Annotated in this window: 15 protein-coding genes; 10 read left to right on the top strand and 5 right to left on the bottom strand. The window is 41.3% G+C overall.

The window, feature by feature from the left end; translation table 11 throughout:
* Positions 1 to 255: 255 nt before the first annotated feature.
* A complete protein-coding gene (locus ACG9ZB_RS06955; protein ID WP_419325083.1) occupies positions 256 to 1,392 on the bottom strand; it encodes an acyl-CoA dehydrogenase family protein in 1,137 nt (378 codons plus the stop codon).
* Between the two features lie 298 nt (positions 1,393 to 1,690).
* The gene (locus ACG9ZB_RS06950) at positions 1,691 to 2,461 is read right to left on the bottom strand and encodes a 3-hydroxyacyl-CoA dehydrogenase (protein ID WP_419325082.1); all 771 of its coding nucleotides are present in this window, start codon (positions 2,459 to 2,461) and stop codon (positions 1,691 to 1,693) included.
* Between the two features lie 143 nt (positions 2,462 to 2,604).
* Between ACG9ZB_RS06950 and ACG9ZB_RS06945 the strand changes: the two genes are divergently transcribed.
* The 6 genes from ACG9ZB_RS06945 to ACG9ZB_RS06920 all read left to right on the top strand — a co-directional run bounded on the left by ACG9ZB_RS06945 (position 2,605) and on the right by ACG9ZB_RS06920 (position 9,150).
* Positions 2,605 to 3,630, top strand: coding sequence for an AraC family transcriptional regulator (locus tag ACG9ZB_RS06945; protein WP_419325080.1), 1,026 nt, complete (start codon positions 2,605 to 2,607; stop codon positions 3,628 to 3,630).
* A gap of 328 nt (positions 3,631 to 3,958) precedes the next feature.
* A complete protein-coding gene (locus ACG9ZB_RS06940; RefSeq protein WP_419325203.1) occupies positions 3,959 to 5,281 on the top strand; it encodes a sphingomyelin phosphodiesterase in 1,323 nt (440 codons plus the stop codon).
* Between the two features lie 9 nt (positions 5,282 to 5,290).
* Complete coding sequence (locus tag ACG9ZB_RS06935; protein ID WP_419325078.1) at positions 5,291 to 6,250, top strand: hypothetical protein; 960 nt, start codon at positions 5,291 to 5,293, stop codon at positions 6,248 to 6,250.
* A gap of 477 nt (positions 6,251 to 6,727) precedes the next feature.
* Positions 6,728 to 7,081: a hypothetical protein gene (locus tag ACG9ZB_RS06930; protein ID WP_419325076.1), complete on the top strand. Its 354-nt coding sequence runs from the start codon at positions 6,728 to 6,730 to the stop codon at positions 7,079 to 7,081.
* Between the two features lie 288 nt (positions 7,082 to 7,369).
* On the top strand, positions 7,370 to 8,329 hold the full coding sequence (locus ACG9ZB_RS06925) for an aliphatic sulfonate ABC transporter substrate-binding protein (protein ID WP_419325074.1): 960 nt from the start codon (positions 7,370 to 7,372) through the stop codon (positions 8,327 to 8,329).
* Positions 8,329 to 9,150: an ABC transporter permease gene (locus ACG9ZB_RS06920; RefSeq protein ID WP_419325072.1), complete on the top strand. Its 822-nt coding sequence runs from the start codon at positions 8,329 to 8,331 to the stop codon at positions 9,148 to 9,150. The genes ACG9ZB_RS06925 and ACG9ZB_RS06920 overlap by 1 nt, the downstream gene beginning before the upstream one ends.
* 56 nt (positions 9,151 to 9,206) lie before the next feature.
* On the opposite strand, the gene prmC is transcribed toward ACG9ZB_RS06920, so the two are convergent.
* Both prmC and prfA read right to left on the bottom strand, forming a co-directional pair.
* On the bottom strand, positions 9,207 to 10,025 hold the full coding sequence (prmC, locus tag ACG9ZB_RS06915; protein WP_126037063.1) for a peptide chain release factor N(5)-glutamine methyltransferase: 819 nt from the start codon (positions 10,023 to 10,025) through the stop codon (positions 9,207 to 9,209).
* On the bottom strand, positions 10,025 to 11,113 hold the full coding sequence (gene prfA / locus ACG9ZB_RS06910; RefSeq protein ID WP_419325070.1) for a peptide chain release factor 1: 1,089 nt from the start codon (positions 11,111 to 11,113) through the stop codon (positions 10,025 to 10,027). The genes prmC and prfA overlap by 1 nt, the downstream gene beginning before the upstream one ends.
* Positions 11,114 to 11,574: 461 nt before the next feature.
* Between prfA and ACG9ZB_RS06905 the strand changes: the two genes are divergently transcribed.
* The 4 genes from ACG9ZB_RS06905 (at position 11,575) to ACG9ZB_RS06890 (ending at position 14,842) form a co-directional block, all read left to right on the top strand.
* Positions 11,575 to 12,000: a glycine zipper domain-containing protein gene (locus tag ACG9ZB_RS06905; protein ID WP_058869860.1), complete on the top strand. Its 426-nt coding sequence runs from the start codon at positions 11,575 to 11,577 to the stop codon at positions 11,998 to 12,000.
* Positions 12,001 to 12,224: 224 nt separating this feature from the next.
* Positions 12,225 to 12,752, top strand: a complete 528-nt coding sequence (locus ACG9ZB_RS06900) for a hypothetical protein (RefSeq protein ID WP_262470214.1) — start codon at positions 12,225 to 12,227, stop codon at positions 12,750 to 12,752.
* A gap of 281 nt (positions 12,753 to 13,033) precedes the next feature.
* Positions 13,034 to 14,035, top strand: a complete 1,002-nt coding sequence (locus tag ACG9ZB_RS06895; RefSeq protein WP_419325068.1) for an LLM class flavin-dependent oxidoreductase — start codon at positions 13,034 to 13,036, stop codon at positions 14,033 to 14,035.
* A 243-nt stretch (positions 14,036 to 14,278) separates the two neighbouring features.
* Positions 14,279 to 14,842, top strand: coding sequence for a flavoprotein (locus ACG9ZB_RS06890; RefSeq protein WP_419325066.1), 564 nt, complete (start codon positions 14,279 to 14,281; stop codon positions 14,840 to 14,842).
* Between the two features lie 41 nt (positions 14,843 to 14,883).
* Here the strand turns inward: ACG9ZB_RS06890 and ACG9ZB_RS06885 are convergent, their stop codons facing one another.
* Positions 14,884 to 15,558, bottom strand: coding sequence for a hypothetical protein (locus ACG9ZB_RS06885; RefSeq protein WP_419325064.1), 675 nt, complete (start codon positions 15,556 to 15,558; stop codon positions 14,884 to 14,886).
* Position 15,559: the final 1 nt, after the last annotated feature.

The following is a 15,559-nucleotide window of genomic DNA, read 5'->3' as shown; positions in this document are numbered from 1 at the left end:
ATAACCTCGCATTATCCATTTTTTAAGGCCAAATCCACTTTGGCCGTCCATGTTCTTTATCGTTTTAAGCGTTGAACTGACCTCATTGTCAGTCCTATATTGTTTGAAAACCTAGAGCAGCTCAGCTGCTCGACTTAATACTTGTAACTAACTGCTGCACCTAGATAACCATGTTTTAAATGCGCCTACAATTTCCAAATCCCTCAATGAAAATGCAGGCTTTGAACATCGACCAAGGTCTAAAACTGAGTCGACTTAAACCTTGGTGACTTCACGTGCAATGACAAGACGCTGGATATCAGACGCTCCTTCATAAATCTGGCTCACACGGACATCCCGATAAATTCGTTCAACAGGAAAATCTGAAACATAGCCATAGCCACCATGAATTTGAATAGCATCAGAACAAACACGCTCCGCCATGGTTGAGGCAAACAATTTGGCCATAGAGGCTTCTTTTAAACATGGCAAACCTGCATCTTTCAAAGCGGCTGCATGGAAAATTAACTGACGTGCAGCTTCAATTTGTGTCGCCATATCGGCTAAACGAAAAGCAACTGCCTGATGTTGTACAATTTCAACACCAAAGGCTTTACGGTCATTGGCATATTCAACTGCTGCATCTAAAGCGGCGCGAGCCATGCCCACTGATTGCGCAGCAATACCAATACGTCCCGACTCCAAATTTGAAAGCGCTATTTTATAACCTTCGCCTTCAGCACCTAGCAAATGATCAGCAGGAATGCGGCAGTTCTCCAAAACAATGGTTGCCGTATCCGAACAGTGCTGCCCCATCTTTTCTTCTATACGAGAGACGATATAGCCTTCGGTATCGGTTGGGACTAAAAAGCAAGAAATGCCTTTCTTCCCCGCAGCTTTGTCTGTGACTGCAAAAACCAAAGCGACTTGAGCATGCTTACCTGTAGTAATAAATTGCTTGGTTCCATTCAACACCCATTCATCACCCTCACGAACGGCTTTACACTCCAACGCACCTGCATCTGAGCCTGCTTGTGGTTCAGTGAGACAAAAACATCCCAACCACTCACCTGTAGCAAGCTTGCTTAAATATTTCTGCTTTTGCGCATCAGTTCCATAACACTGGGTAATGCCACACGGCAGTGAATTTTGTACACTGACAATGGTCGAAATCGCACCGTCACCTGCTGCAATTTCCTCAAGTGCCACCACCAGTGAAATATAATCTAAGCCTGCACCACCCCATTCAGGTGAAACAGTCATACCCAAAGCACCTAACTCACCCAGCTCTTTAAGTTCTTGTGCAGGAAACCGTGCGGTTTTGTTACGTTCAGCTGCTGTTGGCTTCAGTTTTTCCTGCGAATAACTACGCAGCATATTTTGAACCATTTTTTGTTCTTCATTTAAAAGCATTAGATGTCCTTTCTCTGTTAGTGCCTGATTTAATTTTTAAAGTTAAATTAAGCCCTGAATACTATTTTTAACGTCCATTCTTAGAATTTGATACGCGAAAAAATCATTTGCAACTGTCCGAGACAGGACTACATTTCTACGTCATGTTTTTGCGAGTTATTGATCAGAAGATGTAATTCAACGAGTTTTGCAAATGACAATGGTTTTGGTTACTTTTGCCAAAACAAAAGTAACTAAATAAGCTAATACAAAAGAATTTATTTAAGTTAAGACTCCGCAATCGGTAAACCCTAAGAAATTATTTAGGCTGCATACGAATCGCGCCATCTAAACGAATCACTTCACCATTCAAATAACTATTTTCAAAAATATGCCCTACAAGCTGAGCGAACTCTTGAGGCTTTGCCAAACGCTTCGGAAATGGCACCATTTCACTCAACGCATCTTGTACATTTTGCGGCATCGCCTTCAACATTGGCGTTTCCATAATGCCTGGAGCAATGGTCATCACTCGAATTTTCTCACGTGCTAGTTCACGTGCCAGAGGTAAAGTCATTGAAACCACAGCGCCCTTAGAGGCTGCATAAGCGGTCTGGCCAATTTGTCCGTCATAGGCTGCAACCGAAGCTGTATTCACAATCACTCCGCGTTCTTCTTCACCGGCTTGAAGTTCATATTTCGAGATTAACTGCGCCGCAAAACGCAGCATATTAAAAGTACCTGAGACATTGATGTTTAATACTTTTTGGAATAACGCCAGCTCATGAATACCATCACGACCCAATACTTTGGCTGAAGGCGCTACACCCGCACAGTTCACCAAACCATTCAATTGCCCATATTCCGCCTCGACTTCTTGGAAGAAACTTTGCACAGCGTGCTCATCAGTAACATCGAGGCTTTTAAACTGAGCATTTTCACCCAACTCACGCTGTAGCTCTGCACCTAAAGCTTGGTTCATATCCACCAAAATGACTTTCGCACCTTGCTCAATCAAATGACGTGCTGTTGCTGCGCCTAAACCCGATGCACCACCCGTGACGACAAAAACCTTCCCTTGAATCTTCATTTATTTTTCCTTGTATGATTGAATGCTACGACTTAAGAAGAAATGTAAACACAGAAGTACTTGAGTACAATTTCCAAATATTGCATCTTCCATGATGGTTTTGGACAATGCTCAAAATGCACAATAAAAATATGGAAGCCACTATGACTGCATCGGAACATGCAAACGCCCAGAAAGATTCCATTTCAATTGCTTTGGTACACGAAGCATTGTTTGAAGCTGAAAAGCAGGGATATGCAGTTGCTGATATTTTGAAAAATGCAGGCATCAATAGCGAATTGTTAAGTGCTACAAAAGCACGGGTCTCAGTTAATCAATATGCACAGCTCTGGACTGAACTGGCCAATGTCATGAATGATGAGTTTTTTGGAATGGATCGCCATGCTATGCGCCGTGGCAGTTTTCAGTTTTTATCTAAATCACTATTACACACCACCCAGCTCGAACAAGCCATTCAGCATATTTTGCAGTTTATGAATTTGGTACTAGACGACTTTAGCAGTCACCTCATGGTACAAGAACATTATGCCTATATTGTGATTTATGAACGACAACAGCCCAAGCGTATGTTTAGTTACGCAACTTACATCATGTTGATTCATGCTCTAATGTGTTGGCTGATTGGGCAACGGGTGATTTTGAACCAAATTCAACTCAAATGTGATGCACCTACAGATGACATCGATTACAAAGTTCGTTTTTGTGAAAATATCCAGTACCAAATGGCTGAAAACTATATTCAGTTCGATGCCAATTATTTAAAAATGCCCATAAAACAGGACAGTAAATCGTGGTATCAATTTATTCAGCAAACCCCACATATTTTACTGACCCGTTATAAAAACCCACATTCAACCAGTGCCCAAATTCGTCGCTATTTAATGCAAGAACCCCCGATACAGTGGCTTGAACTGTCTGAAATTGCCCATCATTTCAATATGTCTGAGGCGACTATTCAGCGTCGACTGAAAAGTGAGGGTTTCAGTTATCAACAGCTCAAAAATGATATACGCCGTGATATGGCGATTGAGCTGCTCAGTAACAGCCAAGTATCATTACAAGACATTAGCACTGAACTCAATTTTCATGATCCGAGTGCTTTTCATCGTGCTTTTAAAAAGTGGACTGGGGTCAGCCCTGGCGCTTATCGTCAAAATAAGGATGCTTAATTTCAGTCGATTGCTATAAGCAACTACGAAACTCTCTTGCTCTTTCTACATAACAAATAACCAACCCATAAAATTCTCTCGTTCAAATAAAACCTTATCATTCTATTGTTCTAGCTTTGGTTTTGATTTGCCAAATCAAATATCAATAGGACTTATAAATTAAATTGATTTTTTGATGCTCATTCATCGGAAAATCAGGGGGCTGTCGCACTTTGTCACTGACTTAAAAAAATTACCTGCCATAGTGATCTCGTCATATTGTTTTACACAATATTGAATAAAAACATCATGGAGGGAACACATGAGCACCCAATTAAATAAAAACTTAATGAAAAATATCGCATGGTTATCATTACTGCTTTGCAGTCAGCAAGCGATAGCAGACTCATACATTTATGTGACCAATACCACCCCTGAAACGGTATCCGTTAATGTTAACCATCACGGTACACGCACCTTAACTCAAGGGAGTCAATGGGCTCAAGAAGCCACCCAAATTGCACCTTATGAAACCAAACGTGTATTGCGTTTTAACCGTTATACAGGGGTAAAGTCAGGTCAAACTTATAATTTTGATACCGTGATTAGAGGCGGTGGTTCAAGCGTCACCCTGAAACAATCTATGACTGGCACTTGGTCTGGCAGTGATATTAAACACTCTGCATCTGGCAGTGATTTCTCTGCACCATGGTTCAACGACCGTAACATTCAGCGTTTCAACACCAATTATGCAGGAAAAGCAGTGCAGACTGCTTTTAAAGCGGAATACACTGGTGGTTATGACGACTTTCACTACACTATCCATCAAAATACCGTGCCAGAACCCGTTGTCAGCAGTGCCGATGAATTTAAAGTTTTAACCTACAATATTTATGCCCTTCCTTTAGTAGCAAGTAAAATTGATTCGCGTTTAGAGCAACTGCCGCAAAACCTAAAAGGCTACGATGCAATCTTGTTCCAAGAAACCTTTGCTTCTGGTCGTACCGCCATGTTGGCCAAATTAGCACAGGAATATCCGTACCAAACTTATATTCCAATTGGTTCAGGCTACAACATTTATGACAGCGGCATATTGGTTGCCAGTCGCCACCCGATTGTACAAACTGATCATTTTATTTACCCAAGCTGTACAGGGATTGACTGTTTTGCCGACAAAGGTGTGATTTATGCTGAAATTCTCAAGAATGGCAAAGCCTATCATGTGACCTCCACGCATACCGCATCGTTTGATACCGACGCGGCACGTGATATGCGCCAGCAACAATTTAAGCAAATCCGCGCTTTGGTCGATAAGCAAAATATTCCATCATTTGATGCAGTCCTCATGGGCGGTGACTTTAATGTCAACAAACTATTGTGGCCGCAAGATTATGCTCAAATGCAAATTAACTTGAATGGTACGGTACCAGTCAGCACAGGATATACCGCATCCACCTTCGATCCACGGGTGAATAAACTCGCGGGTGCAGGACTCACGGGCGGCTCTACCGTAGAGTATTTAGACTATGTGGTGTCATCCAATAACCACCGTCAGCCTATACAAGCACGTAATGATGTCCGCATTCTTCGCTCGGCTACCGATCCCTTGTTTATGACTTGGGACTTATCTGACCACTTCCCTGTCATGGGCCAATTCCAATACAACCCATAAGGAAGAATAATGAAGCGCTTACGGCTTATCTTTTTGGTGCTGAGTGTATTGGTGATCGGTGTGGTGATATGGTTGGGCCTTGGCCCATCCTATGCCACATCGGATCAAACTCAGGCATCCTCAAAGTCCCTTACAGAGACTGCTCAACCCAGCAGTTTGCAAGAGAAGCTTGCTGCTGCAAACAACGACGAGTCAAAAATGCAGCAACAACAGCAACAAGAATCTATCCAACAAATTATTCAACTCTTTCAAAAAAATCCGGGCAATATCACACAATTATTAAACCAGTTACAGCAAAATTGCCCCGATACTAACTGTCAGGCATTATTAAAACAGGTATTGGCCGAATATCCAGATCAGCAGTTTGCCCAGACTTTAAAACAATTGATAGAACGCCTACCACTGTACGAAAAAGAAATGCAAGCTAAAACCATGTCCACACAAATGACACCACAACAGCGTTATCAGGAAATTTGGAACTTACGTGAGCAGACTTTAGGTAAGCAAGAAACACAACTCGGCTTTGCTGAAGAAAAAGAATTTGCCAGCTATCAGTTTGCTTATGGTGAGCTCTTGAGCCGCGCACCGCACATGACCTTACAACAACGACTGAGTGAACTTTCACAACTACAGCAACAATATAAAAACCCGAGCAAAAATATTGATGGTCAAAGTGGTAGTTATGATAAAGCCCTTAAATTGGCTTTAATTGGCGTCACCGACCCAATACAGCAACAAGAAATTACCCAACACATTCGTAACAGCTACTTTTCAGGCAAAGAAGCGGCGCAAATGGCTGAACGCGAACAACAAGTCGCTCGTCAACAACAACAGATCGCCAGTTACCAATCTGAGCTTACTTCTCTAAACCAAGAAATGAACCAGCAAAAACAAAATTTAGCTGAAAGTGCATGGCAACAGCAGTATCAACTCCGCCTAGAACAACTGAGACAAAAGCACTTTAACTAGTGGCGTAAACGTTCATCATTCTCTACCCCAAACACAGACAACTAAAGCAAGGTGATGTACCTCAACTTGCTTTAGCTTATATTTATAAATTGTAATTCCACAATATGTCTACGTTTGAATCAGTAATCTTAAAATAAAGGACATTCCAGAGAATCCAAAATATAATTAATTTATTTCAATAGCTTGAAAACAATTCAAATAAATTTTTAATTGAAACTCCACGATATTCCGCACTGAACGCTTCTTTTTGATCTATCCGAGCCCCTTGCAACAGTCGTATGAAATGCACACAGGCACTCAACTTAATAAATTTAAGCTTTTCATTCACTTAACAAATCCATCTTTCATTTATCGGAATCTATTTGCAAAAAGTTCCAAAATGGATTATTTTTCAACCAATTTTAAAGCATTCTTTAATGCTTATTTCTGGCTGTACTCCCCCTGTTTAATCACCTTATTTCTTTTAAAGGTTATGACATGCTTAAAATGATTGATGTTCTCGATCAACGTCTGGTGCAAAACTTTACTCAAGCTTTGCAGTCTCCTACCCCACAATTTGAAGAGCAACTGGATCAAGGTATTCTCAATGCATCAGACTTTGACTTAAATCATGCTGTTACTGCATTTTTTAATGAAGTTAATGCGATTGAAGCTGCTCAAGCGTTGGATATTAGCGCTGACCGTATTCAAGCCCTACAGTTAGGTGCATCGTTTAAAGATGAACAATATTTAGCCGATCTAAAGAAAATTGTGACGCTTTGTCTTGCACTTGAAACTGATGCTTTAGAGCAAGTTGAAGTGTTTGAGAGCTTACAAGACTATCCTATGTAAGCTTGCAACCCCCTTAAAAAAGCGACTATTGCAGTCGCTTTTTTACATTCAAAATGAATGATTTAGTTATGTAATCTTCATATAAGAAGAAATTCTTCTATGCTTTTTTAAAGTTATTCTATATCGCACAATCTCTACACCCTCAATATATTTATTAAAATTCAATAACTTAAATCAATATCTTCTACTTATTTCAATTTAATATTTTGTTATCGATTTTTCTTTTTTTATTTTTCGCATACATCAGGTTAAAAGAACCCTCAAATAAACTTATTTAAATGATGCAACATGAAAAACTTTAAACTACTGAGCACTTCACTGATTTTAGGTCTGATCGGTTCTTATGCCCATGCCGCTATTCCAAACACACTTAAACTCGATTATGCCTACTACGCACCAACCAGTCTTGTGGTGAAGGAGCAGAAATTGTTAGAAAAAGCCTTACCTAAAACTGAAATTAAATGGGTGTTTAGCCAAGGCAGTAACCGTTCGCTGGAATATTTAAATAGTGGCAGTGTCGATTTTGCTTCAACCGCAGGACTTGCAGCCGTACTCAGTCGTGCCAACGGCAGTCCAATCAATACCGTTTATATCCAGAGCCAACCTGAATGGACCGCTTTGGTGGTTGCTAAGAACTCCCAAATTAAAAGCCTAAAAGACTTAAAAGGAAAAAAAATTGCCGCAACCAAAGGCACAGACCCTTTTCTGTTTACCTTACAAGCGCTGGATACAGTGGGTCTAAATAAACGTGATGTACAACTGGTCCATTTACAACATCCAGATGGCAAAACAGCTTTAGAACGTGGTCAAGTTGATGCTTGGGCAGGCCTAGATCCACTGATGGCTTCGGCACAAGTGCAATCTGGCGCAAAACTACTGTATCGAAATATTGGGTTTAACAGTTATAGCGTACTCAATGTCAAAGAGTCTTTTACTCAGCAAAGTCCCGAAGCCATTGAAGCAGTGATTAAAGCTTATGAGCAAGCACGTAAATGGGCCAAAGCTAATCCAGAGAAATTGGCGGAGTTATTGGCACGCGAGTCCAAACTTCCGTTGAATGTCGTAAAATTACAATTAAGCCGTACCAACTTTGATCAAAACATTCCGTCAGCCAAACAGATTGCCGCATTACAAAAGTCTGGCGGCATTTTGAATGAAGAAGACTTAGTCCGTAAAGGCACCAATGTTAATCAAGTCGTGACTCAGTTGTTTAAACCACAATATGCACAAAAGGTTGTAATCAAATAATGACCAAATCAATCGCGAGCTCTTTCCCCCCTATTGAAGTAAAAAAGGGTTCCTCATTTCAGTTGAAATTGAAGAGTGTTCTCAAAGCGATCATCCTTCCAGCGCTCTTACTGATTGCTTGTGAATATCTAGTCCGTGCTAGTTTTATTGAACCTTATTTATTGCCTGCTCCCAGTAGTCTATGGCAAACCTTTCTAGATTTATGGCAGGCAGATTTATGGATGCATGTCTGGACCAGTACATGGCGGGTGTTTTTAGGATTTTGTATTGGCAGTGCTCTGGCTTTAATATTTGCGATTTTGGTGGGACTCAATAAACAGGTTGAAGCGTTTTTAGAACCCAGTTTTTCAGCGATCAAATCCATCCCGAGCTTAGCGTGGATTCCTCTACTTTTACTGTGGTTGGGAATTGATGAAGCATCGAAAATTACCCTAATTGCAATTGGCGCATTTTTTCCGACCTATACCAACACTGTCGCAGCGATTAAAGGTGTCGATCGCAAGCTCATCGAAGTCGCACAAGTCTATCGGCTGAAGTACTGGCAGCAAGTGCAACAGATTATTTTGCCTGCAGCATCTCCGGGGATCTTAACGGGACTGCGCAACAGTTTAAGTTTGGCATGGATGTTTATGATTGCCGCAGAGCTCATTGCCGCAACACAAGGTATAGGCTACTTACTGAGTGATGGCCGAGAAACTTCGCGTCCCGATATTGTGATCTTAGCGATTATTCTTTTAGCCGTGCTCGGAAAACTCAGTGATAGCATCATGAAAGCCATCGAGACTTGGCTCCTGCGTTGGCGTGACGTATTTGGAACATAAGGTACAAAAAATAAAAGCGCATCAAATGCGCTTTTATTTTGGAGGAAACAATGAAATTATTGTGTCCACTGCCCTAAAGTAACGCGGTCATTTCCACCATAATCTTTCACCGTACGGACTTGTTTATAGCCTGCTTCTTTAAAGATTTTCTGTACAGCGTCACCTTGATCATAACCATGCTCAAGTACCACCCAGCCATCAAGAGTTAAATGCTTTTTACCTTGCTGGATAATGACTTTTAAATCAGCCAAACCATGATCTGCCGCAACTAGAGCACGTTCAGGCTCAGTTGCTAAGTCTTGCATGTGAGCATCATCAGCATCGATGTACGGCGGGTTCGATACAATCACATCAAAAAACTTTCGATTTAGCGGTGCAAACCAACTGCCACATACAAAAGTCACATCATTTAAGTCATGCTTTTCTGCATTTTGCTGCGCAACAGCTAAAGTTGGCTCATAAATATCGGTCGCCGTGATGTCCCATGTGTCCCGTTCACTGGCCAATGAAAGCGCAACCGCACCCGTCCCCGTACCTAAATCGACAATACGGGCATCTTCAGGTAAGTCTAAACGTAATACAGTTTCTACAAGTACCTCAGTATCTGGACGTGGCACTAAGGTGTCAGGAGTAACAATCAAATCGAGCGTCCAAAACGGCTGTGAACCTGTCACATAGGCCAAAGGTTCACCTGCTTCGATTCGTGCCAAGGCAGCAACATAGGCCTGCTCTTGTTCATCGGTCAGCACTTGATCTTTTTTCATAACCAAATCAAAAGAATCAATTTTGGTAATGTGCTCCAACAACCATGCATTCTCTTGACGTTCGTAACTCTCAGCTTCACCACGTAAAGCCAAAGCTTGGGCAATATTCATTATCCACCATTCTGCTGTGCAAGCATCGCAAGCTGATCTGCTTGATATTCACGATGTAAGCTATCTAATAGTTCAGTTAAATCGCCTTCCATAACCGCGTCTAACTTGTATAAAGTTAAGTTAATACGGTGATCGGTCATACGACCTTGCGGGTAGTTATAGGTACGGATACGTTCTGAACGATCACCCGAGCCAACCAGGTCACGGCGCATTTCAGAAGTTGCTGCATCAGCCGCTGCACGTTTTGCATTTTCCAAACGTGAAGCAAGTAATGCCATCGCTTTGGCTTTGTTTTTATGTTGCGAACGCTCTTCCTGACATTCCACCACTGTTCCTGTTGGAATGTGGGTAATACGCACAGCAGAATCGGTTTTATTGATGTGCTGACCACCCGCACCTGAGGCGCGGTAGGTATCAATACGTAAGTCTGATGCATTAATCTCAACCGTTGTATCGACATCAATTTCAGGCAAAATCGCAACAGTACACGCCGAAGTATGTACACGCCCCTGAGACTCCGTTGCAGGTACACGTTGTACACGGTGCGCGCCACTTTCAAACTTCAAGCGCCCGTAAACGCCCTCACCATTCACCAAACAAATAATTTCTTTATAACCACCGTGTTCGCCTTCATTTTCAGACAACACTTCAATACGCCAGCCTTGTGATTCAGCGTACTTGGTGTACATGCGGTATAAATCACCCGAGAAAATAGCAGCTTCATCACCGCCTGTTCCCGCTCGAATTTCTAAATATGCAGAGTTCGCATCATTTGGATCTTTCGGAATCATTAAAATATTTAAATCAGCTTCTAAAGACGCAATAATGGCTTTATTTTCTTTAATTTCATCAACAGCCATTTCCTTAAAATCAGGATCTGATAGCATCGCTTCAGCCGTTTCAATGTCTACTTCAGCTTGTTTGTACTTGGTCCACACTTCTGTGATTTCGCTTAAATCACTATGTTCGCGTGACAACTGACGAAAGCGTTTGTTATCCGAAATGACTTCTACATCTGCAAGTAATGCTGTTAATTCTTCGTGACGGTCAGAAAGTTGATCTAATCGTAAACGTAACGATTCTTTCATTAGGAAAATATCTCAATATAAAGGCTGCAATACAGTTTCACAGCACCAAAAAATTTGCGCTTAGTTTAACGGCTCTATCACTCAAAGAACATCTTTATTCAATCCTGAGCGATGTTTACTTTATGGATCGCAGTACATTGATCCACTTTTAATGTGTGTTTATGCAGTTACTAGCGTTCAGAAAATGAAGAACAGCTTATTTCATATTCACCTTTTAAATAGGTCATTTCAGCTCAAAATTCAGAGTGTGAACTGCATCACTCCTAAGTTTATCCACATTTGAATGATTTCGGATAAATTTCATTCTGCTTATTCACATTTGTAATAAAACTGATACAAACAAGAAACCAACAGGTTTCAATTTGGTTTTAACTCTCCACAATTAACTGGAATCTTTTTGTTACATTAGCCTCATCGAAAAAAGTAAAACAGTTCAACCAATGTTGGACATGGAGAAACACATGAAACTCAATACACTCTTAATGTCAGCAACATTAGCAACGGCATCTATGTTTACTGCAACTGCATATGCAGACAGCACAACTCGCGTTGCAGCAGCCAGTGCTTTAGGTAGTGTTGCAGGCACAGCGATTGGTAAAAATATGGGTGGTACAACTGGTGCAACTATCGGCGCAGCACTTGGTGGTGCAGGTGGTGCAGCCGTAGCGAGCAACAAACGCAACCGTACTGAATCTGCTATTGGCGGCGCTCTTGGTGGTGGTGCAGGCTATACCGTAGGTAAAAGCATGGGTGGCACCAATGGCGGCTACGTTGGATCTGCATTAGGTGCAGCAGGCGGGGCAGCTCTCGGTAACAAAATTTCAAAAGACAAACAATACGATTCTTACCATGGTAAAAAATGGAAGAAAAAACATAAACGCCATTAATTCACTGCATTGTAAAGATGTCATTGAAAGCACCTTCGGGTGCTTTTTTATGGCACAGATTTAGACGCAATAACACATCAGCCAAATTGGTAGAAAATACGAAGAGTCGTTACACGGCATTTACCAAAGCAACGATTTCGATAAAGTTTGTCTTCATTATTCTTCCAACATGTTTCGCTAAAGTGAAATCAAGACAAAATAGACATGCTCTTAGGAGTTTAAAAATGAAAATTAAATCAATTTTAATGAGTACCGTAATTGCAGCTTCTGCATTAACGATGACCACAACATATGCAGGTAATACAACCAATACCGCACTGACTTCTGCGTTAGGTGGTGTTGTCGGTGCGGCGATTGGTAACCAAATGGGTGGACAAACAGGCGCGATGATTGGTTCTGCCATTGGTGGTGGTGCAGGTGCAGCTGCTTCAGCCAACAAACGTGACCGTAATGGTGCAATCATTGGTGGAGCACTCGGTGGTGCAGGTGGTTATACCGTAGGTAAAAACATGGGCGGTACCAATGGTGGGTATATTGGTGCAGGTCTAGGTTCAGCGGGTGGCGCAGTTCTCGGTAAAAAAGTCTCTGAAGACCGTCGTTACGATGATGAATATGACCGCCGTTACGATAACCGTTATGATCGTCGTTATGACAGCCGCGGCTACCGTAACAGCAATTATAAATATAATGGTCGCGACTATCGTGGTGATAATGGCCGTCACTTGGGCTGGTACAAAAACGGGAAACGTTAAGCCCCTATAAAATATTTTCAAATAAAAGAGTACCTTCGGGTGCTTTTTATTTATCTGACAACTACACTCAAAAAAGACACTGTATCTTCTCTGCCATGCAGTAGCTTACTTCTTTTTACTTTAAACGCATGTGTGGCTGGTGTGGTTCAATGATATTGAATAGATATTTATTTTTAAATCAACACCTTATATGAAACAACCAGAATATCGAATAAAATCGATATACAAAATAACAGTTATATCGTATTATTTCGATATATAAAGCAAAACTGAGAAGTAGAATGCGCACGTTGTCCGAGACTCAATTTTCTATTTTAGAATTAGCTCCTGTCCGCGAAGATCAAACTGTACAACTCACCCTACAGCATAGCTTAAAGTTGGCCCAACAAGCTGAGCGTTTAGGCTATATCCGACTTTGGCTTGCAGAACATCATAATATGGATGGTATTGCCAGCTCTGCAACTGCGGTGCTACTCGGCTATTTACTCGCGAATACCTCAACCTTAAAAGTGGGTTCTGGCGGTATCATGCTCCCAAACCATGCACCACTGATCGTAGCGGAGCAATTCGGTACGCTTGCGACACTCTATCCAAACCGGATCGAATTAGGCTTAGGTCGAGCACCAGGTACAGACCAAATGACCATGCGCGCACTTCGCCGTGGCCGTCAAGAAACTGAAGATCAGTTCCCACAAGATGTCTTAGAAATTTTGCATTACTTTAAAGACGCTGAGCCAAATCAACGCATCATTGCCACTCCAGGGCAAGGGACAAATGTGCCTGTATGGCTACTCGGTTCAAGCTTATTTAGTGCACAACTGGCAGCAAAACTCGGACTTCCCTACTCTTTTGCATCACACTTTGCACCGCGTATGCTGAAACAAGCGATTCAGCTCTATCGTGAAAACTTTGAACCCTCCGAATACTTATCGAAACCTTATGTATCTATGGGTGTCCCGACGGTCGTTGCTGAAACCGATGCTGAAGCTGAATATCTAGCGACTAGTGCCTACCAACGAGTTTTAGGTCTTATGCGCGGTCAAAGTTTAAAGTTAAAAGCACCAATTACCAGCATGGACGGTCTATGGTCACCTGCGGAAAAAATGTCGGTAGATAGTTTTTATGCCATGGCCCAAATCGGTTCCAATGGCACGGTAAAAGAAGGCTTGAAACAGCTTCTTTTAGAATATGATGTCGATGAGTTCATTTTCACCTGTGACATCTATGACACGGACAAACGTTTAGAAAACTTTGAACGTCTCATGCAGATCAAAAATAGCTAAGTACAAATAAAAGCTAATCGCCTTATGCGTATTAATGCATACCCATAAGGCGACATACATAAATGAATAACTAAAATCTCAGCCGATATCTAAAAAATCCTTAAAACCCTGCAAAAACTGCTGCTATGTCTAGACTAAAGTTAGCGTGACTGCTCAGACAATTTATCACTTTGCCTTTTTAGAGCAAAAGCACTAAAAATAATAAATTAAGGATAGACGATAAAAAACAATTAAGGATCGAACATGGTCAATTTGGATTCAACAGAAAACATATCTGGTTTATTTCAAAACCATCCCGAGTATTTTCAGCATTTTAAAGGGCAATTGATTTCCTCATCAGAAATTAAACAACATACTTTTGCCGAGCAACGTGTCGCGATTATTGGCACCAACCAACATACAGTAACTGCCCTCGAGTCGATTTGTCAGGTCGCTCAGTCGGTCTATGTTTTTCAAAATGCACCGCAATTCATCTTGCCAAAAACAGAGCGCGGAATTCAGCGTTTAATCCAACATCCTTTGGTTATTAAGAACCGACGCTTATTTAATACACGCATCAAATGCCTACTGGCCCTACGCTTTTTAGAAACCCAAGTTCAAGACCCATGGCTTAGACATCAACTCAAACCTAACTCCGCTGCCGATAAACTTAAATTTTTCAAGTCCGATCATTATTATCACGCCCTACAGCGCGACAACTGTAAGCTAATCACTTGGCCGATCGTCAAAATTCGAGAACATGATATTCAAAGTTTAGATGGCGCCGAATATCCCGTCGATGTGATCATTACCACCTATAACCATTAACCATTAACCATATAGGGTGAGTTTCCCTACTTACCCGTTGTTTATTTCGTCACACCTGTACATTGATAGCCTGTATTTGAGCGCTGATACCGTAAATATTTTCCAGTCGGGCGGCTGTTTTGATCTAATAAAATGATATCAATCTTGTTTAAGCTTTTTGAAACACGAATATATGAACCGCGCTGCTCTTCGTCATAATGACAGTCATAATCTACTTCAATCGAACTTAGTTGCTTGTTCTTGGTATGAAAAACTGGTGTTGCTGTCAAAGCTTGGGCATGCATTTTAAAGGCTTGAATTTGATAGAGACCGTGACAACTATCGCCTTTGTAATAACTTTGAATCAGATAAATCGACTGTGCACCCCATTTCACTTGGTCAATCTTTAAAATATAGCCTGTTTCTAAAGGCTGAAGTTTAGTGGACTTGCTCGATTTCATCTGCACATAGGATGAAAATTCACCCATGGTACCACCACCACCTACATCAAAGGTATAGAATTTAAGCAGTTGGTCCGGTGAGGTATTAATCTTTAGTCTAAGATTTTCAGTCAATTTGGGGAAAGAATAAGCATAACTTTCTGCATTTTCACGGATTAAATCAACCACATCATTTTCGATCTGCTGATTCACCGCATAAAAATCTAGCGCTGAATATTTTTGATCAATCGCCTGCTCAGCCTGTTGAATTGATATATTTTGCGCATATAAAGCCATA

Origin of the sequence: Acinetobacter johnsonii (assembly GCF_048551975.1) — a bacterium.
Lineage (GTDB): Bacteria > Pseudomonadota > Gammaproteobacteria > Pseudomonadales > Moraxellaceae > Acinetobacter > Acinetobacter johnsonii_A.
The sequence above is the reverse complement of the archived record's forward strand: the minus strand, read 5'-3'. Positions and strand labels throughout refer to the sequence as shown.

Coding starts and splice junctions, on each gene's coding strand:
- ACG9ZB_RS06955 (WP_419325083.1), bottom strand. CDS start 1,392: ATGCTTTTAAATGAAGAACAAAAAATGGTTCAAAATATGCTGCGTAGT.
- ACG9ZB_RS06950 (WP_419325082.1), bottom strand. CDS start 2,461: ATGAAGATTCAAGGGAAGGTTTTTGTCGTCACGGGTGGTGCATCGGGT.
- ACG9ZB_RS06945 (WP_419325080.1), top strand. CDS start 2,605: ATGACTGCATCGGAACATGCAAACGCCCAGAAAGATTCCATTTCAATT.
- ACG9ZB_RS06940 (WP_419325203.1), top strand. CDS start 3,959: ATGAAAAATATCGCATGGTTATCATTACTGCTTTGCAGTCAGCAAGCG.
- ACG9ZB_RS06935 (WP_419325078.1), top strand. CDS start 5,291: ATGAAGCGCTTACGGCTTATCTTTTTGGTGCTGAGTGTATTGGTGATC.
- ACG9ZB_RS06930 (WP_419325076.1), top strand. CDS start 6,728: ATGCTTAAAATGATTGATGTTCTCGATCAACGTCTGGTGCAAAACTTT.
- ACG9ZB_RS06925 (WP_419325074.1), top strand. CDS start 7,370: ATGAAAAACTTTAAACTACTGAGCACTTCACTGATTTTAGGTCTGATC.
- ACG9ZB_RS06920 (WP_419325072.1), top strand. CDS start 8,329: ATGACCAAATCAATCGCGAGCTCTTTCCCCCCTATTGAAGTAAAAAAG.
- prmC (WP_126037063.1), bottom strand. CDS start 10,025: ATGAATATTGCCCAAGCTTTGGCTTTACGTGGTGAAGCTGAGAGTTAC.
- prfA (WP_419325070.1), bottom strand. CDS start 11,113: ATGAAAGAATCGTTACGTTTACGATTAGATCAACTTTCTGACCGTCAC.
- ACG9ZB_RS06905 (WP_058869860.1), top strand. CDS start 11,575: ATGAAACTCAATACACTCTTAATGTCAGCAACATTAGCAACGGCATCT.
- ACG9ZB_RS06900 (WP_262470214.1), top strand. CDS start 12,225: ATGAAAATTAAATCAATTTTAATGAGTACCGTAATTGCAGCTTCTGCA.
- ACG9ZB_RS06895 (WP_419325068.1), top strand. CDS start 13,034: ATGCGCACGTTGTCCGAGACTCAATTTTCTATTTTAGAATTAGCTCCT.
- ACG9ZB_RS06890 (WP_419325066.1), top strand. CDS start 14,279: ATGGTCAATTTGGATTCAACAGAAAACATATCTGGTTTATTTCAAAAC.
- ACG9ZB_RS06885 (WP_419325064.1), bottom strand. CDS start 15,558: ATGGCTTTATATGCGCAAAATATATCAATTCAACAGGCTGAGCAGGCG.